21 protein-coding genes are annotated in these 22,619 nt (G+C 60.2%); 11 read left to right on the top strand and 10 right to left on the bottom strand.

Annotation, left to right across the window (positions count from 1 at the left end):
• Positions 1–61: 61 nt before the first annotated feature.
• A complete protein-coding gene (locus FBY01_RS06455; RefSeq protein WP_010465533.1) occupies positions 62–1,630 on the top strand; it encodes a SulP family inorganic anion transporter in 1,569 nt (522 codons plus the stop codon).
• A gap of 64 nt (positions 1,631–1,694) precedes the next feature.
• Here FBY01_RS06455 and aroE read toward each other — a convergent pair whose 3' ends face one another.
• Together aroE and hemF are read right to left on the bottom strand one after the other, a co-directional pair.
• Positions 1,695–2,516: a shikimate dehydrogenase gene (aroE, locus tag FBY01_RS06450; protein WP_010465531.1), complete on the bottom strand. Its 822-nt coding sequence runs from the start codon at positions 2,514–2,516 to the stop codon at positions 1,695–1,697.
• A gap of 13 nt (positions 2,517–2,529) precedes the next feature.
• Complete coding sequence (gene hemF, locus FBY01_RS06445) at positions 2,530–3,444, bottom strand: oxygen-dependent coproporphyrinogen oxidase (RefSeq protein WP_010465529.1); 915 nt, start codon at positions 3,442–3,444, stop codon at positions 2,530–2,532.
• A gap of 163 nt (positions 3,445–3,607) precedes the next feature.
• Here hemF and FBY01_RS06440 point away from each other — a divergent pair, with 163 nt between their 5' ends.
• Positions 3,608–4,585 (top strand): NADPH:quinone reductase, encoded by a 978-nt coding sequence (locus tag FBY01_RS06440; protein ID WP_145306426.1) that lies wholly within the window; start codon positions 3,608–3,610, stop codon positions 4,583–4,585.
• Between the two features lie 127 nt (positions 4,586–4,712).
• Here FBY01_RS06440 and FBY01_RS06435 read toward each other — a convergent pair whose 3' ends face one another.
• The 3 genes from FBY01_RS06435 to FBY01_RS06425 all read right to left on the bottom strand — a co-directional run bounded on the left by FBY01_RS06435 (position 4,713) and on the right by FBY01_RS06425 (position 7,534).
• A complete protein-coding gene (locus tag FBY01_RS06435) occupies positions 4,713–5,270 on the bottom strand; it encodes an L-threonylcarbamoyladenylate synthase (RefSeq protein WP_010465525.1) in 558 nt (185 codons plus the stop codon).
• A gap of 54 nt (positions 5,271–5,324) precedes the next feature.
• Positions 5,325–6,428, bottom strand: a complete 1,104-nt coding sequence (dprA, locus tag FBY01_RS06430) for a DNA-processing protein DprA (RefSeq protein WP_010465523.1) — start codon at positions 6,426–6,428, stop codon at positions 5,325–5,327.
• A gap of 80 nt (positions 6,429–6,508) precedes the next feature.
• Complete coding sequence (locus FBY01_RS06425; RefSeq protein ID WP_010465521.1) at positions 6,509–7,534, bottom strand: LysM peptidoglycan-binding domain-containing protein; 1,026 nt, start codon at positions 7,532–7,534, stop codon at positions 6,509–6,511.
• A gap of 170 nt (positions 7,535–7,704) precedes the next feature.
• Here FBY01_RS06425 and def point away from each other — a divergent pair, with 170 nt between their 5' ends.
• The 5 genes from def to FBY01_RS06400 all read left to right on the top strand — a co-directional run bounded on the left by def (position 7,705) and on the right by FBY01_RS06400 (position 12,425).
• A complete protein-coding gene (gene def / locus FBY01_RS06420; protein ID WP_010465519.1) occupies positions 7,705–8,211 on the top strand; it encodes a peptide deformylase in 507 nt (168 codons plus the stop codon).
• Positions 8,212–8,268: 57 nt separating this feature from the next.
• Positions 8,269–9,228 carry a methionyl-tRNA formyltransferase gene (gene fmt, locus FBY01_RS06415; RefSeq protein WP_083375361.1) on the top strand — a complete coding sequence of 320 codons (960 nt, stop codon included), beginning with the start codon at positions 8,269–8,271 and terminating at the stop codon, positions 9,226–9,228.
• Complete coding sequence (gene rsmB, locus FBY01_RS06410) at positions 9,225–10,535, top strand: 16S rRNA (cytosine(967)-C(5))-methyltransferase RsmB (RefSeq protein ID WP_145306428.1); 1,311 nt, start codon at positions 9,225–9,227, stop codon at positions 10,533–10,535. The genes fmt and rsmB overlap by 4 nt, the downstream gene beginning before the upstream one ends.
• Before the next feature lie 23 nt (positions 10,536–10,558).
• Positions 10,559–11,932: a Trk system potassium transporter TrkA gene (trkA, locus tag FBY01_RS06405; protein WP_028620343.1), complete on the top strand. Its 1,374-nt coding sequence runs from the start codon at positions 10,559–10,561 to the stop codon at positions 11,930–11,932.
• A 178-nt stretch (positions 11,933–12,110) separates the two neighbouring features.
• Positions 12,111–12,425: a tetratricopeptide repeat protein gene (locus FBY01_RS06400; RefSeq protein WP_145306430.1), complete on the top strand. Its 315-nt coding sequence runs from the start codon at positions 12,111–12,113 to the stop codon at positions 12,423–12,425.
• Here the strand turns inward: FBY01_RS06400 and FBY01_RS06395 are convergent, their stop codons facing one another.
• The 3 genes from FBY01_RS06395 to tag all read right to left on the bottom strand — a co-directional run bounded on the left by FBY01_RS06395 (position 12,426) and on the right by tag (position 14,312).
• Positions 12,426–12,665: a PilZ domain-containing protein gene (locus FBY01_RS06395; RefSeq protein ID WP_010465510.1), complete on the bottom strand. Its 240-nt coding sequence runs from the start codon at positions 12,663–12,665 to the stop codon at positions 12,426–12,428. It abuts the gene before it with no gap.
• A 161-nt stretch (positions 12,666–12,826) separates the two neighbouring features.
• A complete protein-coding gene (locus FBY01_RS06390; protein ID WP_010465508.1) occupies positions 12,827–13,714 on the bottom strand; it encodes a lysophospholipid acyltransferase in 888 nt (295 codons plus the stop codon).
• Positions 13,715–13,754: 40 nt separating this feature from the next.
• Positions 13,755–14,312, bottom strand: a complete 558-nt coding sequence (tag, locus tag FBY01_RS06385; RefSeq protein ID WP_010465505.1) for a DNA-3-methyladenine glycosylase I — start codon at positions 14,310–14,312, stop codon at positions 13,755–13,757.
• A gap of 81 nt (positions 14,313–14,393) precedes the next feature.
• On the opposite strand from tag, the gene glyQ reads away from it, so the two are divergent.
• The 4 genes from glyQ (at position 14,394) to FBY01_RS06365 (ending at position 18,804) form a co-directional block, all read left to right on the top strand.
• On the top strand, positions 14,394–15,347 hold the full coding sequence (gene glyQ, locus FBY01_RS06380; RefSeq protein WP_003213601.1) for a glycine--tRNA ligase subunit alpha: 954 nt from the start codon (positions 14,394–14,396) through the stop codon (positions 15,345–15,347).
• On the top strand, positions 15,344–17,398 hold the full coding sequence (gene glyS / locus FBY01_RS06375) for a glycine--tRNA ligase subunit beta (protein WP_010465502.1): 2,055 nt from the start codon (positions 15,344–15,346) through the stop codon (positions 17,396–17,398). Before glyQ ends, glyS begins: the two co-directional genes overlap by 4 nt.
• 4 nt (positions 17,399–17,402) lie before the next feature.
• Positions 17,403–17,942: a D-glycero-beta-D-manno-heptose 1,7-bisphosphate 7-phosphatase gene (gene gmhB / locus FBY01_RS06370; RefSeq protein ID WP_167362290.1), complete on the top strand. Its 540-nt coding sequence runs from the start codon at positions 17,403–17,405 to the stop codon at positions 17,940–17,942.
• A gap of 82 nt (positions 17,943–18,024) precedes the next feature.
• The gene (locus FBY01_RS06365) at positions 18,025–18,804 is read left to right on the top strand and encodes a 1-acyl-sn-glycerol-3-phosphate acyltransferase (protein ID WP_010465499.1); all 780 of its coding nucleotides are present in this window, start codon (positions 18,025–18,027) and stop codon (positions 18,802–18,804) included.
• A gap of 264 nt (positions 18,805–19,068) precedes the next feature.
• Here FBY01_RS06365 and gyrB read toward each other — a convergent pair whose 3' ends face one another.
• Both gyrB and recF read right to left on the bottom strand, forming a co-directional pair.
• The gene (gene gyrB / locus FBY01_RS06360) at positions 19,069–21,492 is read right to left on the bottom strand and encodes a DNA topoisomerase (ATP-hydrolyzing) subunit B (RefSeq protein WP_010465497.1); all 2,424 of its coding nucleotides are present in this window, start codon (positions 21,490–21,492) and stop codon (positions 19,069–19,071) included.
• Positions 21,493–21,497: 5 nt separating this feature from the next.
• The gene (gene recF / locus FBY01_RS06355; protein ID WP_010465495.1) at positions 21,498–22,601 is read right to left on the bottom strand and encodes a DNA replication/repair protein RecF; all 1,104 of its coding nucleotides are present in this window, start codon (positions 22,599–22,601) and stop codon (positions 21,498–21,500) included.
• Positions 22,602–22,619 lie beyond the last annotated feature (18 nt).

The following is a 22,619-nucleotide window of genomic DNA, read 5'->3' as shown; positions in this document are numbered from 1 at the left end:
CCTCGCCACAATGTTCACCCCGTACTGATACCCTTGCGCAAAACTCCACCCGAGAGGACCCATGGCCTTCCCCAGCCGCCATTCACTCTTTCCCTTCCTTTCCTGGTTGCCCCGGCAAACCCGCGCCAGCGTCGGGCGTGACCTGATCGTTGGCCTCAGCGGCGCCATTCTTGCGCTGCCGCAATCCATTGCTTACGCCCTGATCGCCGGTCTCCCGCCGGAATACGGCCTGTACGCCGCGATCATTCCGGTGCTGATCGCTTGCCTCTGGGGTTCGTCGTGGCATTTGATCTGTGGTCCTACAGCGGCGATATCCATCGTCCTGTATGCCAGCGTCAGTCCTCTGGCCGTTCCCGCGTCAGAAGACTACGTCACCCTGATCCTGCTTCTGACACTGCTCGCCGGCATTTTCCAGTGGCTGCTCGGATTGTTGCGCTTTGGCGCCCTGGTGAATTTCGTTTCTCACTCGGTGGTGCTGGGCTTCACCCTCGGCGCGGCGGTGGTGATTGCCATCGGCCAGTTGCCGAACCTGCTGGGGCTGGACCTGCCCAATCAGTCCACGGCGCTGGACAGCTTTTTGATGGTGTTCAAACACCTCGGCGATGTGGATAAACCTTCGCTGGTGCTGGGGCTGGCCACCGTCGGGGTGGGCGTGATCCTGAAATTACTGCTGCCACGCTGGCCGACGCTTTTGATCACCTTGGCGCTGAGCGGACTGCTGGTGTGGTTCTGGCCATCGATGTTTGGCCATGTGAAGTTGGTCAGTGCGTTTGTCGGGCGGCTGCCGCCCTTCAGTCCGCTGCCGCTGGACCTGGATCTGATCCTGCGCCTGCTGCCCAGCGCCGTGGCGGTGGGGATGCTCGGGCTGGTGACAAGCCTGTCGATTGCCCGTTCCTTGTCGGCACGCTCCCAGCAATTGCTCGACGCCAATCAGGAAGTACGCGCCCAGGGTTTTTCGAACATGGTCGGTGCGTTTTTTTCCGGCTCGCTGTCAGCCGGTTCCTTCACCCGCTCGGGCCTGAGTTACGAGGCGGGTGCCTGCTCACCGCTGGCCGGGGTATTTTCAGCACTGTGGGTGGCGCTGTTCGCCATCTTCGGCGCGGCGTTGATCTCGCACATTCCGATCCCGGCCATGGCCGGGAGCATCCTGTTGATCGCCTGGGGATTGGTCGATCATCGCGGCATCCGCGCGCTGTTGCGGGTCAGCCGCGCCGAGTTCCTGGTTATGGCGCTGACCTGCGTGGCCACGCTACTGCTGGAGTTGCAGACCGCGATCTATGCCGGGGTGCTGGCTTCGCTGTTCTTTTACCTCAAGCGGACTTCACAACCGCGAGTCCAGCATTGGCGCGAAGGCGATGAAGATATTCTGCAGGTCGGCGGGTCGATCTTTTTCGGCGCCAGCCATTACCTGCAAGTGCGTTTGCAACGGATGCACGGCGCACGTGTGGTGATCGAGGCGCAGCAGATCAACTTCATCGACTATTCAGGGGTGGAAATGCTGCACCAGGAAGCGCGGCGGCTGCTCAAGCAGAATCGCAGCCTGACGCTGCGCAGCGCGCGGCCGCAGGTGGTGGAGGAGTTGAGGAAGCTTGAAGGGGCGGAGAAATGCCCGATCCGGTTTGAGGACTAACACACCACTCTGATGACGAACGCATAACTTGTGGCGAGGGCGCTTGCTCCCTCGCCACAAAGAACTACAGCGCCAGTTGGCGGCGTAGTTCGGCCAGCACTGGCGCTGTATCCGGTCGCACACCGCGCCACAGGAAAAACGCTTCTGCCGCTTGCTCAGCGAGCATCCCTAATCCATCCATCGACACCGCCGCACCGTGTTCAGTGGCCCAGCGGCAGAACGAGGTCGGCTCCTTGCCGTACATCATGTCGTAGCACACCGTCTTGCCCGGTTCGATCAGGCTGCTGGCAATCGGCGGTACATCGCCTGACAGACTCGCCGACGTCGCGTTGATGATCAGGTCCACCGACTCTTGCAGCCAGTCAAAACCGCTGGCCGACACCGGCCCCAGGTCCGCGAACAATTCCGCCAGCAACTCGGCTTTCTCGACGGTGCGGTTGGCGATAATTACCGAAGCGGGTTGCTCGGCCAGCAACGGCTCCAGCGCACCGCGCACCGCGCCGCCAGCGCCGAGCAGCAGGATGCGTTTGCCCTTGAGACTGAAACCGGCGTTGACCGTCAGGTCCCGCACCAGTCCGGCGCCGTCGGTGTTGTCACCCAACAACGTGCCATCGGCGAGTTTGCTCAGGGTGTTCACCGCGCCTGCCCGCTGCGCCCGTGCCGTCAGACTGTTGGCCAGGCGATAAGCCTCTTCCTTGAACGGCACCGTCACATTCGCCCCGCGACCTTCGAGGAAAAACGTCTTGGCGAAGTCGGAAAAGTCGTCGAGTGGCGCCAGCGAGGTGCTGTAGTCCAGTTGCTGAGCGGTCTGCTCGGCAAACAAGCGGTGGATCAGCGGCGACTTGCTGTGACCAATCGGGTTACCGAATACGACGTAACGGTCCATCAGAACTCCTCGTTCAGGCCTTGGCCAACCAATCGCGGTCTTGCAGGAAATAGTCGGTCAGGCGAGCTTCTTCGCTGCCCGGCTCGGCTTTCCAGTCGTAGCCCCAGCGGACTTGCGGGGGCAGGGACATGAGGATCGACTCGGTGCGCCCGCCCGATTGCAGGCCGAACAGCGTGCCACGGTCGTAGACCAGGTTGAACTCGACGTAGCGGCCACGGCGAAACTCCTGGAATTCACGCTGTTTGGCGGTGAACGCATCGTTCTTGCGGCGCTGCACAATCGGCAGGTAGGCCTCGATGAAGGCGTCACCGATGGCGCGCATGAAGGCGAAGCTGGTGTCGAAGTCCCACTCGTTCAAGTCATCAAAAAACAGACCGCCGATGCCCCGTGGCTCGTGGCGATGCTTGATGTGGAAATAGCTGTCGCACCAGGCCTTGTAGCGCGGATAGACGTCCGGGCCGAACGGCGCACAGGCCTGCTCGGCGACGCGGTGCCAGTGCACGCAGTCTTCTTCGTTACCGTAATAAGGGGTCAGGTCGAAACCGCCGCCGAACCACCAGACCGGTTCTTCACCTTCTTTTTCAGCAATGAAAAAGCGCACGTTGGCGTGGGAAGTCGGCACCTGCGGGTTGTGCGGGTGAATCACCAGCGACACGCCCAGGGCTTCGAAACCACGGCCGGCCAGTTCCGGGCGATGGGCGCTGGCGGAGGGTGGGAGCCCGCTGCCAAAGACGTGGGAAAAGTTGACGCCACCCTTTTCGATGACCGCGCCGTTTTCGATCACACGCGTGCGACCGCCACCGCCGGCAGGCCGGGTCCAGGCGTCTTCGACGAATGCCGTGCCGCCGTCTTCGGCTTCAAGGGCTGCGCAAATCCGGTCTTGCAGGTCGAGCAGGTAGGCTTTTACGGCCTCGGTGCGGGTCGTCATGTCATCACCTTGAATCGGGCAAAACTACGCGGCGCTCCATCGGAGCAGGGGCCGGCGCAAATGGGCGCGTAGCATAACATCGCAGATGGGCCTGCCGCAGTTGACGAAGGTCAAGCTTAGGAGTCCGATAGGGAGCTTCGCAAATGACCTAAGGAGAGTTCTGATGGCAAAGCGTATCCAGTTCCGCGCCCATGGCGGCCCCGAAGTGCTCGAGTATGTCGACTATCAACCCGCCGAGCCCGGCCCGCAGCAGGTTCGCGTGGTCAACAAGGCCATCGGCCTGAACTTCATCGACACTTACTACCGCAGTGGTCTCTATCCGCTGCCCGCCCTGCCATCGGGCCTGGGCTCGGAAGGTGCGGGCGTGGTCGAGGCGGTAGGCAGCGAAGTGACCCGGTTCAAGGTCGGCGATCGTGTGGCTTACGGCAGCGGCCCGTTGGGCGCCTACAGCGAGGTTCACGTTTTGCCGGAGGCCAACCTGGTGCACTTGCCGGACGCCATCAGTTTTGAACAGGCCGCCGGTGTGATGCTCAAGGGCCTGACCGTGCAATACCTGCTGCGTCAGACGTATGAACTCAAGGGTGGCGAAACCATCCTGTTCCATGCCGCCGCGGGCGGTGTCGGATCCCTGGCCTGCCAATGGGCGAGGGCCTTGGGAGTGAAGTTGATCGGCACGGTCAGCTCGCCGGAGAAAGCCGCACTGGCCAAAGCCAACGGCGCATGGGCGACTATCGATTACAGCCACGAAAACGTCGCACAACGAGTGCTGGAATTGACTGACGGCAAAAAAGTCCCGGTGGTGTACGACGGCGTCGGCAAGGACACCTGGCTAACGTCGCTCGATAGCGTGTCACCACGGGGCCTGGTGGTGAGCTTCGGCAATGCGTCCGGCGCAGTGGACGGGGTGAACCTGGGGATTTTGGCGGCGAAGGGCTCGTTGTACGTGACCCGGCCGACGCTGGCGACCTACGCCAATAACGCAGAAAACCTGCAGCGCATGGCCGATGAGCTGTTTGAGATGATCATCAGCGGCAAACTTAAGGTGGACGTCAGCCAGAAGTATCCGTTGGCTGAGGCGGCGAAGGCGCAGACCGAGTTGTCGGCGCGGCGGACGACTGGCTCGACTGTTCTGCTGCCTTAACATCAAACTGTGGCGAGGGAGCTTGCTCCCGCTGGGCCGCGAAGCGGCCCCTCATATCTTTAAAAGAACGGGACTGCTGCGCAGTCCAGCGGGAGCAAGCTCCCTCGCCACAGGTGTTACTGCGGGATTAATCCGGGCGAATGACGTTCCCGGTCGCGACATCGCGAATCACGCTCGGATTCTTGCGCCCACCCAGATTCCCGCCCAACACGTAGTCCACTTGCCCGCGGAAATACTGCTCGACGCGAATTCGCGTCCGCGCCGCTGGCCGGCCCTGAGGGTTAGCCGAGGTCGACACCAGCGGCCCGACCACCGCGCACAGATCCCGCACCAGCGGGTGGTCGCTGACGCGCAGCGCTACGGTTTCATGCACGCCGGTAATCCACTGCGGCAACAGATTCTGATGCGGCACCAGCCAGGTATTCGGCCCCGGCCAAGTGCTGGCCATGCGGTCCATCCACAGTTCCGGGAAGTCTTCGAACAGGAAGTCGAACTGACGAATATTGTCGGCTACCAGAATCAGGCCCTTTTCCACAGACCGGCCCTTGATCATCAACAGACGATAGACCGCTTCTTCATCCCACGGATCGCAACCCAGGCCCCAGACCGCTTCGGTTGGATAGGCAATTACTGCCCCTGCACGAACGGCTTGTGCGGCTTGTTGCACGCGCCAACTGTTGACCATGAAAAACTCTCCGGAATAAGGCTCTGCGCAGTTTACCGATCTTCCTTATAAAACCTAGCTCACCCGCGCAAACCAGCGCCCGCTTTCGCAAACCGCCCGACCGTCCATTTCCAGCTCCGTCAGCGCTGCCAGCACTTTGGACAAGGCCCAGCCACTGCTGACCGACAACGCTTCGCTGGTGTGGGGCGCGGCGTGAAGCAACAGGAGCAGTGGATGAGTGGGTGCTTGCAGCGTCTCTGTGGACAACGGCAACCGTTGCCAGCCGCGCAAGGCTTCGAGGATATGCTCGGTGGTTTCCACCAATACCGCACCGTCACGGATCAGCTGATGACAACCCTTGGCGCCAGGGTGGTGGATCGACCCCGGGATCGCGTACACCTCGCGTCCTTGCTCCGCCGCCAGCCTCGCCGTTATCAATGAACCGCTGGCGACACTCGCTTCGACCACCAGCACCCCGAGGGATAAACCGCTGATGATCCGGTTGCGCCGGGGGAAGTTTCCGGCGCTGGGGCCGGCATCCAGCGGGAACTCGGAAAGCACTGCGCTGCCCGAGGCGATCATGGCGTCCGCCAGCCGCCGATTGCGCTGTGGATAAAACTTTTCAAGTCCCGTGCCAAGGACCCCGACCGTTCGCCCGCCCACGTCCAGCGCGGCTTGATGCGCGGCGGCATCGATGCCTAGCGCCAGACCGCTGGTGATGACGAAACCGGCGCCGGCCAGGCTGCGCGAAAACGCCGCCGCAGTGTCCATGCCCGGTCGCGAGGCGCGCCGACTGCCGACCATCGCCAATTGCGGTTTTTCCAGAATGTCGGGATCGCCTGCCACAAATAACAGCGGCGGCGCATCGCTGATTTCCGCCAGCAGCGCCGGGTACTCAGGCTGGTCCCACATCAACAAATGCTGGCCCGAGCGCTCTAGCCAGGCCAATGCGTGGGCCGCGCCATCGCGTACTTCATTGACGCGCCGTGCCTCGGCGCACGCCAGCGGCAAGCCCAGCGAACGCCAGGCGCTGGCGGGCGCGCTGATGGCTTTGGACGCCGAGCCGAAGGCTTCGAGCAATTTCTTGAAACGCGCCGGGCCGAGTTCTGGCAATCGGTGCAGACGTAAACGAGCTTCCAGTTCCGCAGGGGAAACCGGTGTGACGGCAGACAGCGACATGGATCATCCTTGATCGTTATGAGCCCCGTTCAAACGGGAATAAGCTGTGGATAACTCTGTTGGTAACTTGTGGAGCCTGCTTACGGATTTCGCACCTTATCCATCACCGCCAGCGAGCGCGATGCGTTGAGTACCAGCCCGTAACTGAGCTTGTCGTAAGTGCGGAACACCATCAGCAAACCGGCACGCTCATCGGGGATTTTCAGTGGCTGGCCAGTGATCCGGTCGCGTACGGTTTCACCGGTTTTCATCACCACCAGCACGTTGCCTTCGGCCAGGCCATCACGCTGACCTTTGTTCAGGGTAACCACATCCAGCGCGCCAATCTGGGTAACCCCGCGCGGCACATCGATGATCAAGCCATTGATCTCGGTTTTTGGCGCACTGGGCATGAAGGTCGAGTTGATGGACCGTTCTTCGCCGCTGAACAAACGGTCGCCGAGACGCACTTCCTGAGTCGTGCGTTGCAGTGCCAGGGTGGCGACGTCGCCCTCGGTGGCCACAATCTCGCCACCGCCGATGTCATCAGCATTGATCCCCAAAAACTCTTTGCTATCGGGATCGGTGTAGACCTTGCCCTGGCGGAAGATGCCGTAGACCGGCTGGTTCGGGTCGAAATGGCCACGGGCGAAAATGCGGTCACCGGTGCCACTGAGCACGCGTTCGGCATCGCCGGCGACGATATAAGGCGCCTTGTCGAAGTCCTCGACCTTGTCGACGATGCGGTTGCTCAGCAAAAAGCTGTTGATCGATTGCAGCGGAATGCTCGGGATCGCATCGGCCACCGGCGAGCTGCGCACCCGAGGCGAGAGCTTGATGGTGCCGCGCGAAGCCCCGCGATTGAGGGTCAGGCGGGGCTGGCCGTTGACATAGACCAGCGACAGCGAGTCGCCGGGATAGATGAGATTAGGGTTTTCGATCTGAGGATTGGCTTGCCACAGTTCCGGCCACTTCCACGGCTCCCGGAGGAATTTTCCGGAAATGTCCCAGAGAGTGTCACCCGTCACCACGGTGTATTGCTGTGGAAAACCTTCCTTGAGTTGCACTTGCCCGTGCGCCAAACCGGCCGAGGCCAGAAGGAGCAAGGCGAGTAGTGATTTCCTCATGCGGTGAATCCCTTTATTATGTGCGTTCGCGTGAAACGCCAGAGCCCTCGTGGCTCGCTCCTGACTCTTTGATAAAAGAAAAGGAGCTACGCTTCACAACGGTAGCCTGCATCTTCGGACCTGCCAGGCCATCGACCCGACTTTACCTCACACGTGCAGCAATTAAGCTTATGGCCATTTTAGACATCCTCGAATTTCCCGACTCGCGCCTGCGCACTATCGCCAAACCTGTGGCCGTAGTGGACGACGAAGTGCGTCAGTTGGTCGATGACATGTTTGAAACAATGTATGAAGCGCCAGGCATCGGCCTCGCCGCGACCCAGGTCAACGTGCACAAACGTATCGTCGTGATGGACCTCTCCGAAGACCGCAGCGAACCACGGGTGTTCATCAACCCCGAGTTCGAACCGCTGACCGACGAGATGGAGCAATACCAGGAAGGCTGCCTCTCGGTTCCGGGCTTCTACGAAAACGTCGATCGCCCGCAGAAGGTCAAGGTCAAGGCCCTGGACCGCGACGGCAAGCCTTACGAACTGATTGCCGAAGGCCTGCTCGCCGTGTGCATCCAGCACGAATGCGACCACCTCAACGGCAAATTGTTCGTCGACTACCTGTCGAACCTCAAACGCGACCGAATCAAGAAGAAACTGGAAAAGCTCCATCGCCAGAACGCTTGATGCCCTTCTTTCAAAGGCTTGCTGCGGCAAGCCTTTTTCTTTTCAGAGATTGCTCCCATGACTGAGCCACTACGCATCGTCTTTGCCGGCACCCCGGAATTCGCCGCCGAACACCTCAAGGCCCTGCTCGCCAGTCCTTACGAAGTCGTCGCGGTTTACACCCAGCCGGACCGTCCGGCGGGCCGTGGGCAAAAGCTGATGCCAAGCCCGGTCAAGCAACTCGCGTTGGAAAACAACATCCCGGTGTTGCAACCGCCAACGCTGCGCAACGAAGACGCCCAGGCTGAACTGGCCGCACTCAAGCCGGACTTGCTGGTGGTGGTCGCCTATGGCTTGATCCTGCCGCAAGCGGTGCTGGATATTCCGCGCCTGGGTTGCATCAACAGCCACGCTTCATTGCTGCCACGCTGGCGCGGGGCGGCGCCGATCCAGCGTGCGGTCGAAGCAGGCGACAGTGAAAGCGGCGTGACCGTGATGCGCATGGAACTGGGCCTCGACACCGGGCCGATGCTGCTGAAAGTCACCACGCCGATCACCGCCGAAGACACGGGCGGCAGCCTCCACGACCGTCTCGCCGAAATGGGCCCACCGGCCGTGATCCAGGCGATTGCCGGCCTCGCCGCCGGAACGCTGGAAGGCGAAGTGCAGGATGACAGTCATGCAACGTATGCTCACAAATTGAACAAAGACGAAGCACGCATCGACTGGAGCCGTCCGGCGGTTGAGCTGGAACGCCTGGTCCGCGCGTTCAACCCGTGGCCGATCACCCACAGCACGCTGAACGGCGAAGCGTTGAAAGTGCTGGCCGCGAGCCTCGCCGAGGGGCAGGGCGCACCGGGGCAAATCCTCAGCGCCAGCAAGGACGGCTTGATCGTCGCCTGCGGTGAGCAAGCGCTGTGTCTGACCCGTCTGCAATTGCCCGGGGGCAAGGCGCTGAACTTCAGCGACTTGTTCAACAGCCGTCGTGAGAAATTCGCCGTCGGCACCGTGCTCGGTCAAGCGGCGGACGCTCAATGAATCCACGTCTGGCCGCCGCCAAGGCACTTGCCGCTGTTCTTAACGGAAAAGCCTCACTCAACAGTTCGCTGCCGACACAAATGGACAAGGTTGAAGACCGTGATCGCGGCTTCACCCAGGACCTGGCCTTCGGCACGGCGCGCTGGCAACCACGTTTGTCGGCGCTGGCGGCCAAGCTGCTGCAGAAGCCGTTCAAGGCAGCGGACGCCGATGTCGAAGCGCTGCTGCTGGTCGGCCTCTATCAGCTGCTCTACACCCGCGTCCCGGCCCACGCCGCCATCGGCGAAACCGTCGGTTGCGCCGACAAGCTGAAAAAGCCTTGGGCCAAGGCCTTGCTCAACGCCGTGTTGCGCCGCGCCCAGCGTGAAAGCGAAGCGTTGCTGGCCGAGCTGGAACACGACCCGGTGGTGCGCACCGCCCACCCGCGCTGGCTGCAAAAATCCCTCAAGGCATTCTGGCCTGAGCAATGGGAAGCCATTTGCGCGGCGAACAATGCGCATCCACCGATGATTCTGCGGGTCAACCGCCGCCATCACGCCCGCGATGCTTACCTTGCGCTGCTGACTGAGGCCGGCATCGCCGCTACGCCGTGCGTCTACAGTCAGGACGGCATCATTCTCGAAGCCGCCGCCGACGTGCGCAGCCTGCCAGGCTTCGCCGAAGGCTGGATCAGCGTGCAGGACGAAGCGGCGCAATTGGCCGCCGATCTGCTCGACCTCGCGCCGGGCCAACGGGTACTGGATGCCTGCTGCGCACCGGGCGGCAAGACCTGCCACATCCTCGAAGCCGAGCCAAAACTGGCGGGCGTCGTGGCCGTGGATCTGGAAGCCAAGCGTCTGGTGCGCGTGCGCGAGAACCTCGCACGCCTGGGCCTGAGCGCCGAGCTGATCGCCGCCGACGGCCGCGACACGGCGACCTGGTGGGACGGCAAACCCTTCCAGCGCATTTTGCTGGATGCGCCATGCTCGGCGACTGGCGTGATCCGACGTCACCCCGACATCAAGCTGACTCGCCAACCGGATGACATCGCTGCACTCGCGGTGCTTCAGGGCGAGCTGCTGGACGCCATGTGGATAACTCTGGAAGTCGGCGGGATTCTGCTTTACGCCACCTGCTCCACGCTGCCGACCGAGAACACTGAAGTCATCGAAGCCTTCCTCGCTCGCACGCCGGGTGCGCGTGAACTGGACCTCGCCACGGCGGCCGGTATCAAGCAACCTCACGGTCGCCAGTTGCTGGCCCAGGAAGGCGGCCACGACGGGTTCTACTACGCCAAGCTGATCAAGATCGCCGCCGCGCGCGGTTAACCGGTTTATAAGGGAGTGACTGGATGAAAATCATCATCCTCGGCGCAGGCCAGGTCGGCGGTTCGCTGGCAGAACATCTGGCCAGCGAGGCCAACGACATTACCGTGGTCGACACCGACGGCGAACGCCTGCGCGACCTCGGCGATCGGCTGGACATCCGTACCGTGCAGGGCCGCGGCTCGTTGCCGACGGTGCTGCGTCAGGCCGGCGCGGACGATGCCGACATGCTGGTGGCAGTAACCAACAGCGACGAAACCAACATGGTGGCCTGTCAGGTCGCCCACACCCTGTTCCATACCCCGACCAAGATCGCCCGGGTCCGCGAAGCCGCGTACCTGACGCGCTCCGAGCTGTTCGATAACGAAGCGATTCCGGTGGACGTGCTGATCAGCCCGGAACAGGTTGTCACCAATTACATCAAGCGCCTGATCCAGCATCCGGGCGCGTTGCAGGTGATCGACTTCGCCGAAGGCAAAGCGCAACTGGTGGCGGTGAAGGCCTACTACGGCGGACCGTTGGTGGGCCAGCAACTGCGCCAGTTGCGGGAACACATGCCCAATGTTGAAACCCGGGTTGCAGCGATTTTCCGCCGCGATCGGCCGATCCTGCCCCAGGGCGATACGGTGATCGAGGCGGATGACGAAGTGTTTTTCATTGCCGCCAAGGCAAATATCCGCGCGGTGATGAGTGAAATGCGCCGTCTGGATGAAACCTACAAGCGCATCGTCATTGCCGGTGGCGGGCAGATCGGTGAACGCCTGGCCGAGGCGATCGAAAGCCGCTACCAAGTGAAGATCATCGAGATGAACCCGGCCCGCTGCCGCCATCTCTCGGACACCCTCGACAGCACCGTGGTGTTGCAGGGCAGTGCTTCCGACCGCGACTTGCTGATGGAAGAGAACATTGCCGACGCAGACATCTTCCTGGCCCTGACCAACGATGACGAAGCCAACATCATGTCCTCGCTGCTGGCCAAGCGCCTCGGTGCGAAGAAGGTGATGACGATCATCAACAATCCGGCTTACGTGGACTTGATCCAGGGCGGCGATATCGACATCGCCATCAGCCCGCAACTGGCAACCATCGGCACGCTGCTGGCCCACGTGCGACGCGGCGATATCGTCAGCGTGCACTCATTGCGCCGCGGCGCGGCGGAGGCCATCGAGGCGATTGCCCATGGTGATGAAAAGTCGAGCAAGGTGATTGGCAAGGCGATCGAGAACATCGGTTTGCCGCCGGGGACGACGATTGGCGCGATCATTCGTGATGAGGAAGTGATCATTGCGCATGACAACACGGTGATCGCGGCGGGCGACCATGTGATTTTGTTCCTTGTGGATAAAAAACATATTCGGGATGTGGAGAAGCTGTTCCATGTGGGGCTCAGCTTCTTCTGATCAAGCATTTTTGGTGTCTGCGCGGGCCTCTTCGCGAGCAGGCTCGCTCCCACAGTGGGGTTTTCGCCGCACACCAAATTCGTGTTCACTGAAGATCAATTATGGGAGCGAGCCTGCTCGCGAAGGCGGCCTCACTAAAACAGATCAACTCCTGACACACCTCAACAAGGAACCCCCCATGCTCGAATCCCTGGAAAAAATGCTCGCCAAGGGTGTGGATAACTCATTGCTGCGCTTCGGCCTGGGCAAGGGTTATCTGGATCTTGGGGAAAACGCCAAGGCCGCCGAGCATTTTCAGCGTTGCGTCGAGTTCGATCCGAAATATTCGGCGGCCTGGAAGTTGTTAGGCAAGGCCCATCTGGCACTGGCCAACTTTCCAGCTGCACGTCAGGCGTGGGAGCAGGGCCTGGAAGCCGCCCGTGCGCATGGCGACAAGCAGGCAGAGAAGGAGATGACGGTGTTTCTGAAAAAGCTTGAGCGTCAGGCGCACTGATCAGAGGTAACGCAGGCCGATGCCATCGGCGTCGACCAGCACCACTTCCATGCGCACGCGTGGCGCACCGGTGGGCAAGCCCTGCACCTGTCCAAAAACCACCGCGCCTTTAGGCAACGACGACAAGCCGGGATGCTTGACGTAGACACCCGTGGCCGACAGGTTACGTGTCTGACCGAGGCATTCGCCGAAGCTTTCGTGAGTGATCTTGATGCGAAACGATTTGCGGTGCTCGGACATCTTTTGCGCCCTTGTATGAACCGTTGTGGATAACCTGCCCCCTGTGGGAGCGAGGCTTGCCCGCGAAGAGGTCATTACATTCAACATTGATGCTGGATGCTATATCGCTTTCGCGGGCAAGCCTTGCTCCTACAAGTTATCCACAGATCATGCCAATCAACTCAATACCAACGCTCTTCACCGGGTGGCCGCTTCTTGAAGCGCTTCATGCTCCACATGTACTGGCTCGGATAGGCCCGCACATACCGCTCGACCACCTGGCTCATGGCTGCGCACGACGTTTCGGTATCGGTGCTGTACATGGCTTCGGGCGCGGCTTCCAGGATCACTTTGTAACCTGAACCGTCCGGCAGGCGCAGGGCATGCAAGAACACGCCGACCGCTTTACCGCCGGCGAGCATGTTCGGTACGAACTTGCTGGTCAGCGCCTGGGTGGCGAAAAAAGGTACGAATATCCCAGCGGATTCGGCTGGTTCCGGGTCAGCGGGAATACCCACTGCACCACCTTTGCGCACTTCCTTGATGACGCTGAGGATGCCTTCCTTGGTGGAAGCGGCCACGCGGTTACCCAATTGCACCCGCTGTTTGCGCAGCAGATCATCCACCGCTTTCAGTTTCGGCGGTCGGTAGAAAATGATCGGTTTGCACTGGTTGCAATAGAAGTGGTTCAACACTTCCCAATTACCCAGGTGGCTGGTGATGCCGACCACGCCCTTGCCGGAGGCGAGGGCGTCCTTCAACACATCGAGCCCTTCGACTTCACGCACCAGGTCGATGGAACGCTGGGCCGGCCAGATCCAGGCGCAGGCGCTTTCGGTCAGTGACTTGCCGATGTCTTTCAGGCTCTGGCCCACCAAACGCTCGCGTTCAGCCGGGTCCATTTCGGGGAAACACTTGGCGAGGTTGATCCGCACCACATCGCGGGAACGGTTGGGGGTTTTCCACATGACCCAGCCAATGGCCGAGCCCACGGCTTGCACTGCCCGCCACGGGAGCAGTGCAAACAGCCGCAGAGCGCCTACCAGCAAGGCGCCTTTAAACTTATCCACAGGTCACTCCTGATCTTGTGCGGTGCGCGAGGCGGCTATTCTAACCGCCGTTGGCAAGCTGAGCGTAGCGGTCGCAGTCTTGCGTGTGGTCCATGACCATGCCCGAGGCCTGCATCAGTGCGTAGCAAATGGTCGGACCGACGAACGTGAAGCCGGCCTTTTTCAAGCCTTTGCTCATCTCCACCGCCGTCGGCGTGACCGCCGGCACTTCGGTGCGATCCTTGAAATGATTGATCACAGGCGTGCCGCCGACGAAGGACCAGAGAAACGTTACCGGGTCCTCCAGCGCCAGCCAGGCCTGGGCGTTGCGTCGGGCGGCGTTGAGTTTGAGGCGATTGCGAATAATGCCCGGATCGAGCATCAATTCATCGATTTCCGCGTCGCTCATCTGCGCCACCCGTTGTACGTCGAAGCCGAACAATACCTCGCGATATCGCTCACGTTTTCGCAGCACGGTGATCCAGGAAAGGCCGGCCTGGAACCCTTCGAGCAAAAGCAACTCGAACAAACCCTGCGCATCGCGTAGCGGCGTGCCCCACTCCTGATCGTGATAAGCCATGTACAGCGGATCTTCGGAACACCAAAAGCAGCGTGGCATAAGGCTCCAGGGGGCGTGCGCAGGACCGAATCGGGTATACTCCCGCTCTTTAAATCGCAGCCCAAGAAACAGGTGAATTTCGTGAGCCAGCCTACGCCAGCCGTGCGTACCTTCCAAGACTTGATCCTCGCCCTCCAGCAATACTGGGCCGAGCAAGGTTGTGTGGTACTTCAGCCCTACGATATGGAAGTAGGCGCCGGCACTTTCCACACCGCTACATTCCTGCGCGCCATTGGCCCGGAAACCTGGAACGCCGCTTATGTGCAGCCCAGTCGTCGCCCGACTGACGGCCGCTACGGCGAAAACCCGAATCGTCTGCAGCACTACTACCAGTTCCAGGTAGTCCTGAAGCCGAACCCGGACAACTTCCAGGAACTGTACCTGGGCTCCCTCAAGCACGTCGGCCTGGACCCGTTGGTCCACGACATCCGCTTCGTCGAAGACAACTGGGAATCGCCGACACTGGGCGCCTGGGGTCTGGGCTGGGAAGTCTGGCTCAACGGCATGGAAGTGACGCAATTCACTTACTTCCAGCAAGCGGGCGGCATCGAGTGCTACCCGGTGACCGGCGAGATCACTTACGGTCTGGAACGTCTGGCCATGTACCTGCAAGGCGTGGACTCGGTCTACGACCTGGTCTGGGCTGACGGTCCGTTCGGTAAAGTGACTTACGGCGACGTGTTCCACCAGAACGAAGTCGAGCAGTCGACCTACAACTTCGAACACGCCAACGTCGAGAAGCTGTTCGAACTGTTCGACTTCTACGAAAGCGAAGCCAAGCGCCTGATCGAACTCGACCAGCCGCTGCCATTGCCGAGCTACGAAATGGTGTTGAAGGCCTCCCATACCTTCAACCTGCTGGATGCGCGCCGGGCGATCTCGGTGACCGCGCGTCAGCAATACATCCTGCGTGTGCGCACCCTGGCGCGTTCCGTTGCGCAAGCCTACCTGCTGGCTCGCGCCAAGCTGGGCTTCCCGATGGCGACCCCGGACCTGCGTGACGAAGTACTGGCCAAGCTGGAGGCTGCACAATGAGTGCTCAAGATTTTCTGGTTGAACTGGGCACCGAAGAACTGCCACCCAAAGCCCTGAACACCCTGGCCGACGCGTTCCTGGCCGGTATCGACAAGGGCTTGCAAGCCGCGGGCCTGAACTACGAGACCAAAACCGTCTACGCCGCACCACGTCGTCTGGCTGTGCTGATCACCTCGCTGGCGACTCAGCAGCCGGATCGCAGCATCAACCTCGACGGCCCGCCACGTCAGGCCGCGTTCGATGCCGAAGGCAACCCGACTCAAGCAGCACTGGGCTTCGCCAAGAAATGCGGCGTCGACCTGAGCGAAATCGATCAAAGCGGCCCGAAACTGCGTTACAGCCAAAGCATCGCCGGCAAGCCGACTGCGAGCCTGCTGCCGACCATCGTTGAAGATTCGCTGAACGACCTGCCGATCCCCAAGCGCATGCGCTGGGGTGCTCGCAAGGAAGAATTCGTTCGTCCGACCCAATGGCTGGTGATGCTGCTCGGTGACCAGGTCATCGATTGCACGATCCTCGCCCAGAAGTCCGGTCGTGATTCCCGTGGTCACCGCTTCCATCACCCGGAAAGCGTGCGTATCACTTCGCCGGCCAATTACCTGAGCGACCTGCGTGCCGCCTACGTACTGGCCGATGCCAACGAGCGTCGCGAGCTGATCAGCAAACGCACCGAAGAGCTGGCGACGATGCAGGAAGGTACTGCCATCGTTCCTCCAGCCTTGCTCGACGAAGTGACCGCGCTGGTCGAATGGCCGGTGCCGCTGGTGTGCTCGTTCGAGGAACGTTTCCTCGACGTGCCACAAGAAGCCCTGATCACCACCATGCAGGACAACCAGAAGTACTTCTGCCTGCTGGATGCCGACGGCAAGCTGCTGCCACGTTTCATCACCGTGGCCAACATCGAAAGCAAAGACCCGCAGCAGATCATCGCCGGTAACGAGAAAGTGGTTCGTCCACGCCTGACCGACGCCGAGTTCTTCTTCAAGCAAGACAAGAAGCAGAAACTCGAAGACTTCAACTTGCGCCTGCAGAACGTGGTGTTCCAGGAAAAACTCGGCAGCGTCTACGACAAGGCCGAGCGCGTTTCCAAACTGGCCGCGTTCATCGCGCAACGCATTGGCGGCAACGCAGCCTGGGCTTCCCGTGCCGGCCTGCTGTCCAAGTGCGACCTGGCGACCGAGATGGTCGGTGAGTTCCCGGAGATGCAAGGCGTCGCCGGTTACTACTACGCCCTCAACGATGGCGAGCCGGAAGAAGTCGCACTGGCCCTGAATGAGCAGTACATGCCGCGCGGTGCCGGTGCTGAACTGCCGACCACCCTGACCGGTGCGGCCGTGGCCATCGCCGACAAGCTCGATACCCTGGTGGGTATCTTCGGCATCGGCATGCTGCCAACCGGCAGCAAAGACCCGTATGCCCTGCGTCGTGCTGCACTCGGCGTGTTGCGCATCCTGATCGACAAGAAGCTCGACCTCGACCTGAACGACGCCGTGGCATTCGCCGTGAATGCGTTCGGTACCAAGGTCAAGGCTGCCGGCCTGAACGATTCGGTGCTGGAGTTCATCTTCGACCGTCTGCGTGCCCGTTACGAAGACGAAGGCGTGGATGTCGGGACTTACCTGTCGGTCCGTGCCCTGAAACCGGGTTCTGCCCTGGACTTCGATCAGCGCGTACAAGCCGTGGAAGCGTTCCGCAAATTGCCGGAAGCCGCAGCCCTGGCCGCAGTGAACAAACGCGTTTCGAACTTGCTGAGCAAGGTCGAAGGCTCCATTCCTTCGGTCGTGGAAGCCAAGTACTTCGACAATGCCAACGAGTTCTCCCTGTACTCGGCGATCCAGCAGGCTGACCAGGCTGTACAGCCGATGGCCGCTGCCCGTCAGTACAGCGAATCGCTGGCCCGTCTGGCTGCCTTGCGCGAGCCGGTGGATGCGTTCTTCGAGGCCGTGATGGTCAACGCTGAAGACGCCAAGGTCCGCGCCAACCGTTACGCATTGCTGGCGCGTCTGCGTGGACTGTTCCTCGGCGTTGCCGACATTTCGATGCTGGGCTGAGGGACTGCTGTTGAAACTGCTGATTCTCGATCGGGACGGGGTGATCAATTACGACTCCGACGCTTACATCAAGTCGGTGGAGGAGTGGATTCCGCTCCCCGGTTCGATCGAAGCCATCGCGCAGTTGAGCAAGGCCGGCTGGACGGTGGCGGTGGCTACCAACCAGTCGGGCATCGCTCGCGGCTATTACGACATCGCAACCCTGGACGCTATGCACGAGCGCTTGCGCTCGTTGGTGGCGGAGCAGGGCGGCGAGGTCGGGCTGATTGTCTACTGCCCGCACGGGCCGGACGACGGCTGCGATTGCCGCAAGCCAAAACCCGGGATGTTGAAAACCATCGCCGCTCATTACAACGTATCGCTGACTCATCTATGGTTCGTCGGCGATACCCTTGGTGACCTGGAAGCCGCCAAAGCCGTCGACTCTCAGCCAGTTTTGGTAAAGACCGGGAAAGGCGAAAAGACTCTGGGCAAGACCCTGCCGGTGGGCACCTTGATTTTTGACGATCTTGCGGCGATTGCCGCAGAACTTATCCACAATTAGAGTGCTTCGATTGTTCCTGACCAAGGATTGATCGGGAGTGCGCTTGAATAGGCGGGCAGTGCCCGCAACGGTAAATGTCGCCATGTCGATACTGCAGGCCATCAGAACCTTCCTCTTTTACCTGCTGCTGGGCACCAGCTCCTTGCTTTGGTGCAGCCTGAGCTTTTTAATCGCGCCGTTTCTGCCGTTCAAGGCGCGGTATCGCTTCATCAATGTGTACTGGTGCCGTTGCGCCTTGTGGCTGAGCAAAGTCTTTCTGGGCATCAGCTACGAAGTAAGGGGCGCCGAGAACGTGCCTGACCAGCCCTGCGTGATTCAGTCGAACCACCAGAGCACCTGGGAGACCTTCTTTCTCTCTGCCTACTTCGAGCCATTGAGCCAAGTGCTCAAGCGCTCATTGCTGTTCGTGCCATTCTTCGGCTGGGCCATGGCCATGTTGCGACCGATCGCTATCGACCGCGACAATCCGAAAGCTGCGCTCAAGCATGTGGCGAAGAAGGGACATGAATTGCTGAAGGATGGCGTCTGGGTGCTGATCTTCCCCGAAGGGACTCGCGTTCCTTATGGCACCATCGGCAAGTTCTCACGCGGTGGCACCGCATTGGCGGTCAATGCCGCACTTCCAGTCCTGCCGATTGCGCACAATGCCGGCAAGTTCTGGCCGAAAACCGGTTGGGCGAAGAAGCAGGGCGTCATCACCGTGATCATTGGCGAGCCGATGTACGCCGTGGGCAGTGGGCCGCGCGCCATTGCCGATCTGAATGACCGTGTGCAGAGCTGGAACGAACAGATGCAGCGGGAAATGGGTTCGCTGCCAGCCGCCCCAGCTGCCCCCTCGGCCAACGATCAAGTGGCTGTCTGAGATTCTGTGGATAACCTGTGTACCGTTTTACCGAAAATTAACGTTTTGTGATCGTATCTTTATGATTTATATATATATTTCTTAAACTCATAAAACTCCGGAAATGGTGCATAAGTTTTTTTCGGGCGCAAAAAAACCGGCTGATATAGCCGGTTTTTTATGCCTGCGATTTGCGATGTGTTTGGCTCTGCGATCATCTTTGAAGGTATAAAAAAAGGCCAACGCTGAGCGTTGGCCTTTTTCAATTAGCAGTCAGCTGCCGGATTAGAAATCCAGGTTAGACACCGCCAAGGCGTTGCTTTCGATGAAGTCACGACGAGGTTCGACCGCATCACCCATCAGGGTGTTGAAGATCTGGTCTGCGCCAATGGCGTCTTCGATGGTCACTTTGAGCATCCGGCGCTGGCTTGGGTCCATGGTGGTTTCCCACAGCTGATCCGGGTTCATTTCGCCCAGACCTTTGTATCGCTGGATGGTGTGACGCTTGGTGCTTTCAGCCATCAGCCATTCAAGGGCTTCCTTGAACTCGGTGACCGGCTTTTTGCGCTCGCCACGCTGGATGTACGCACCGTCGTCCAGCAAGGTGCTCAGTTGAGCGCCCAGGGATACAACGGTTTTGTAATCGTTGCTGCCGAAGAAGTCGCGGTTGAAGGTGACGTAGTTCGACAGGCCGTGGGAGATCAGTTCGACCTCTGGCAGCCAGACGTTACGTTCACGGTCTTCACGCAGGCTGGCTTTGTAGACCAGGCCAGACTTCTCGACAGTGCGCAGACGGACTTCGTACTGGGCCATCCAATTCTGCATCGCTGCGTGATCAGACAATTGCTCCAGACTGACAGCCGGCAGATAGATGAAGTGCTCGGTCAGTTCCTGTGGGTACAGTCGCGACAGACGCTTGAGAGTCTTCATTACCAGACGGAAGTCGTTCACCAGACGCTCAAGGGCAGGTCCGGAAATACCCGGAGCATCCTCGTTCAGGTGCAGGCTCGCGTCTTCCAGGGCCGACTGCGTCATGTACTCTTCCATGGCGTCGTCGTCTTTGATGTATTGCTCTTGCTTGCCTTTCTTGACCTTGTACAGCGGCGGCTGAGCGATATAGATGTAGCCGCGCTCGATCAGTTCCGGCAACTGACGGAAGAAGAAGGTCAGCAGCAGGGTACGGATGTGCGAACCGTCGACGTCAGCATCGGTCATGATGATGATGTTGTGGTAACGCAGCTTGGCGATGTTGTACTCGTCGCGGCCGATGCCGCAGCCCAGCGCGGTGATCAAGGTGCCCACTTCTTGCGAAGATATCATCTTGTCGAAGCGCGCCTTCTCGACGTTCAGGATCTTGCCTTTCAACGGCAGGATGGCCTGGGTCCGGCGGTTGCGACCCTGCTTGGCGGAGCCGCCAGCAGAGTCACCTTCCACGAGGTACAGTTCTGACAGGGCAGGGTCTTTTTCCTGGCAGTCAGCCAGTTTGCCCGGCAGGCCGGCGATATCCAGCGCGCCTTTGCGACGGGTCATCTCGCGGGCTTTACGCGCCGCTTCACGAGCGCGAGCCGCGTCGATCATCTTGCCGACGACCAGTTTGGCCTCGTTCGGGTTTTCCAGCAGGAAGTCGGAGAAGTACTTGCCCATTTCCTGTTCGACCGCGGTCTTCACTTCGGAAGACACCAGCTTGTCTTTGGTCTGAGAGCTGAACTTCGGATCCGGGACTTTCACCGAAATGATTGCGGTCAGGCCTTCACGGGCATCGTCACCGGTGGTCGCGACCTTGTGCTTCTTCGCCAGGCCTTCCGCTTCGATGTAGGTGTTCAAGTTACGCGTCAGTGCGGAGCGGAAACCCACCAAGTGAGTACCGCCATCGCGCTGTGGAATGTTGTTGGTGAAGCACAACAGGTTCTCGTTGAAGCTGTCGTTCCACTGCAGGGCGATTTCCACGCCGATGCCGTCTTCGCGCTGGATGTTGAAGTGGAACACCTGGTTGACCGGAGTCTTGTTGGTGTTCAGGTATTCAACGAACGCACGCAGGCCACCTTCATACTTGAACAGCTCTTCCTTGCCGCTGCGCTCATCCTTGAGGACGATACCGACACCGGAGTTGAGGAAGGACAGTTCGCGAATCCGCTTGGCCAGGATGTCCCAGCTGAAGTGGATATTCTTGAAGGTCAGATCGGACGGTTTGAAGTGGATCTGGGTGCCGGTGGTTTCGCTCTCACCAACAATTTTCATCGGCTCTTTCGGAACGCCGTGAATGTACGTCTGTTCCCAGATCTTGCCGCTGCGGCGAACGGTCAGGACCAGCTCTTCGGACAGGGCGTTGACCACCGAAACACCTACACCGTGCAGACCGCCGGATACTTTGTAGGAGTTGTCGTCGAACTTCCCGCCGGCGTGCAGCACGGTCATGATGACCTCGGCTGCCGAAACGCCTTCTTCTTTGTGCACGTCTACCGGGATGCCACGACCGTTGTCGCGAACGGTGATGGATTCATCCGGGTGGATAATGATGCTGATGTCGTCACAGTGGCCAGCGAGCGCTTCATCGATGGAGTTGTCGACTACCTCGAAGACCATGTGGTGCAGACCGCTGCCATCGTCGGTGTCACCAATGTACATACCAGGACGTTTACGGACGGCATCCAGGCCTTTCAGCACCTTAATGCTCGTTGAGTCGTAGGTATTCGTATTTTCTTCGCTCAATGCCTTCACTCCCGATGGTCGTGGGTCTGGGTGATACGGCCCTGTTCCACGTGGAACAGAGCGACTGGCGTTTCCGTCTGCCAGCCGTCCCTCAATAATTCGTGATCTACACAGGTGATAAACACCTGGCAGCGTAAGTCTTCCAGCAAGCGGCAAAGCGCGCGACGGTGGTGCTCGTCCAGTTCGGACGGCAGGTCATCCACCAGATAAATACACTGGCCGCGTCGGGCCTGGCTTACCAGGTGCCCTTGGGCAATCCGCAATGCACAGACCACCAACTTCTGCTGACCACGGGACAAGATGTCCGCGGCGTTATGTGCACCCAACCTAAGGCGCAAATCAGCACGTTGTGGTCCGGCTTGGGTATGACCCATTTGCTGATCCCGCTGAAGGGACCCGGCGAGCACAGCACTCAACTCCCGGTCCTTGTCCCAACCGCGGTAATAGCTGAGCGTCAAACCCTCGAGCTCAACCAGTTCGCTCAAGGTCTGTTCAAAGACTGGTTTCAAGGCTTTGATGTAAGCGCGGCGGTATTCATCTATTTCAGCGCTGGCCTGGCACAGTTCCCTGTCCCAAACCGCTTGCGAAACGGCGTCAAGTGTACCATGCCGCAGCCAAGAGTTTCTCTGGCGCAGGGCCTTCTGCAAGCGCTGCCAGGTGGACATGAATCGCGGTTCCACGTGGAACACACCCCAGTCGAGAAACTGCCGACGAATCTTCGGTGCGCCTTCCAGCAAGCGGAAGCTGTCCGGGTTAATCAACTGAAGCGGCAGGATCTCCGCCAGTTGCGCCGCACTGCGAGCGTTCTGGCCGTCGATGCGAATCTGAAACTCGCCCTGCCTGTCTCGAGATATCCCCAACGCGCTATGGCCACCCTCGGCCAATTCAACCTGCCCAAATACCGTGCATGCCAATTGCTCGTACTGAATGACGGGCAACAATCGGGTGCTACGAAACGAACGGGCAAGCCCCAGCAGGTGAATGGCTTCCAGAACACTGGTTTTGCCGCTGCCGTTGGCGCCGTAAAGAATATTGATTCGGGGGGAGGGGGAGAAGGTCACCGGGTGCAGATTACGCACCGCGGTGACCGAGACGCGACTTAAAGACATCTAGCTTCTGCTGAGCAT

Origin of the sequence: Pseudomonas sp. SJZ077, from assembly GCF_007993905.1 — a bacterium.
Classification (GTDB): domain Bacteria; phylum Pseudomonadota; class Gammaproteobacteria; order Pseudomonadales; family Pseudomonadaceae; genus Aquipseudomonas; species Aquipseudomonas mandelii.
Note: the sequence above shows the minus strand (reverse complement) of the source record. Positions and strands in the feature narration are given on the sequence as shown.

Coding starts and splice junctions, on each gene's coding strand:
- rsmB (WP_145306428.1), top strand. CDS start 9,225: ATGAATCCACGTCTGGCCGCCGCCAAGGCACTTGCCGCTGTTCTTAAC.
- FBY01_RS06400 (WP_145306430.1), top strand. CDS start 12,111: ATGCTCGAATCCCTGGAAAAAATGCTCGCCAAGGGTGTGGATAACTCA.
- trkA (WP_028620343.1), top strand. CDS start 10,559: ATGAAAATCATCATCCTCGGCGCAGGCCAGGTCGGCGGTTCGCTGGCA.
- dprA (WP_010465523.1), bottom strand. CDS start 6,428: ATGTCGCTGTCTGCCGTCACACCGGTTTCCCCTGCGGAACTGGAAGCT.
- tag (WP_010465505.1), bottom strand. CDS start 14,312: ATGCCACGCTGCTTTTGGTGTTCCGAAGATCCGCTGTACATGGCTTAT.
- aroE (WP_010465531.1), bottom strand. CDS start 2,516: ATGGACCGTTACGTCGTATTCGGTAACCCGATTGGTCACAGCAAGTCG.
- hemF (WP_010465529.1), bottom strand. CDS start 3,444: ATGACGACCCGCACCGAGGCCGTAAAAGCCTACCTGCTCGACCTGCAA.
- glyS (WP_010465502.1), top strand. CDS start 15,344: ATGAGTGCTCAAGATTTTCTGGTTGAACTGGGCACCGAAGAACTGCCA.
- FBY01_RS06440 (WP_145306426.1), top strand. CDS start 3,608: ATGGCAAAGCGTATCCAGTTCCGCGCCCATGGCGGCCCCGAAGTGCTC.
- FBY01_RS06435 (WP_010465525.1), bottom strand. CDS start 5,270: ATGGTCAACAGTTGGCGCGTGCAACAAGCCGCACAAGCCGTTCGTGCA.
- FBY01_RS06455 (WP_010465533.1), top strand. CDS start 62: ATGGCCTTCCCCAGCCGCCATTCACTCTTTCCCTTCCTTTCCTGGTTG.
- fmt (WP_083375361.1), top strand. CDS start 8,269: ATGACTGAGCCACTACGCATCGTCTTTGCCGGCACCCCGGAATTCGCC.
- FBY01_RS06425 (WP_010465521.1), bottom strand. CDS start 7,534: ATGAGGAAATCACTACTCGCCTTGCTCCTTCTGGCCTCGGCCGGTTTG.
- FBY01_RS06395 (WP_010465510.1), bottom strand. CDS start 12,665: ATGTCCGAGCACCGCAAATCGTTTCGCATCAAGATCACTCACGAAAGC.
- FBY01_RS06365 (WP_010465499.1), top strand. CDS start 18,025: ATGTCGATACTGCAGGCCATCAGAACCTTCCTCTTTTACCTGCTGCTG.
- def (WP_010465519.1), top strand. CDS start 7,705: ATGGCCATTTTAGACATCCTCGAATTTCCCGACTCGCGCCTGCGCACT.
- recF (WP_010465495.1), bottom strand. CDS start 22,601: ATGTCTTTAAGTCGCGTCTCGGTCACCGCGGTGCGTAATCTGCACCCG.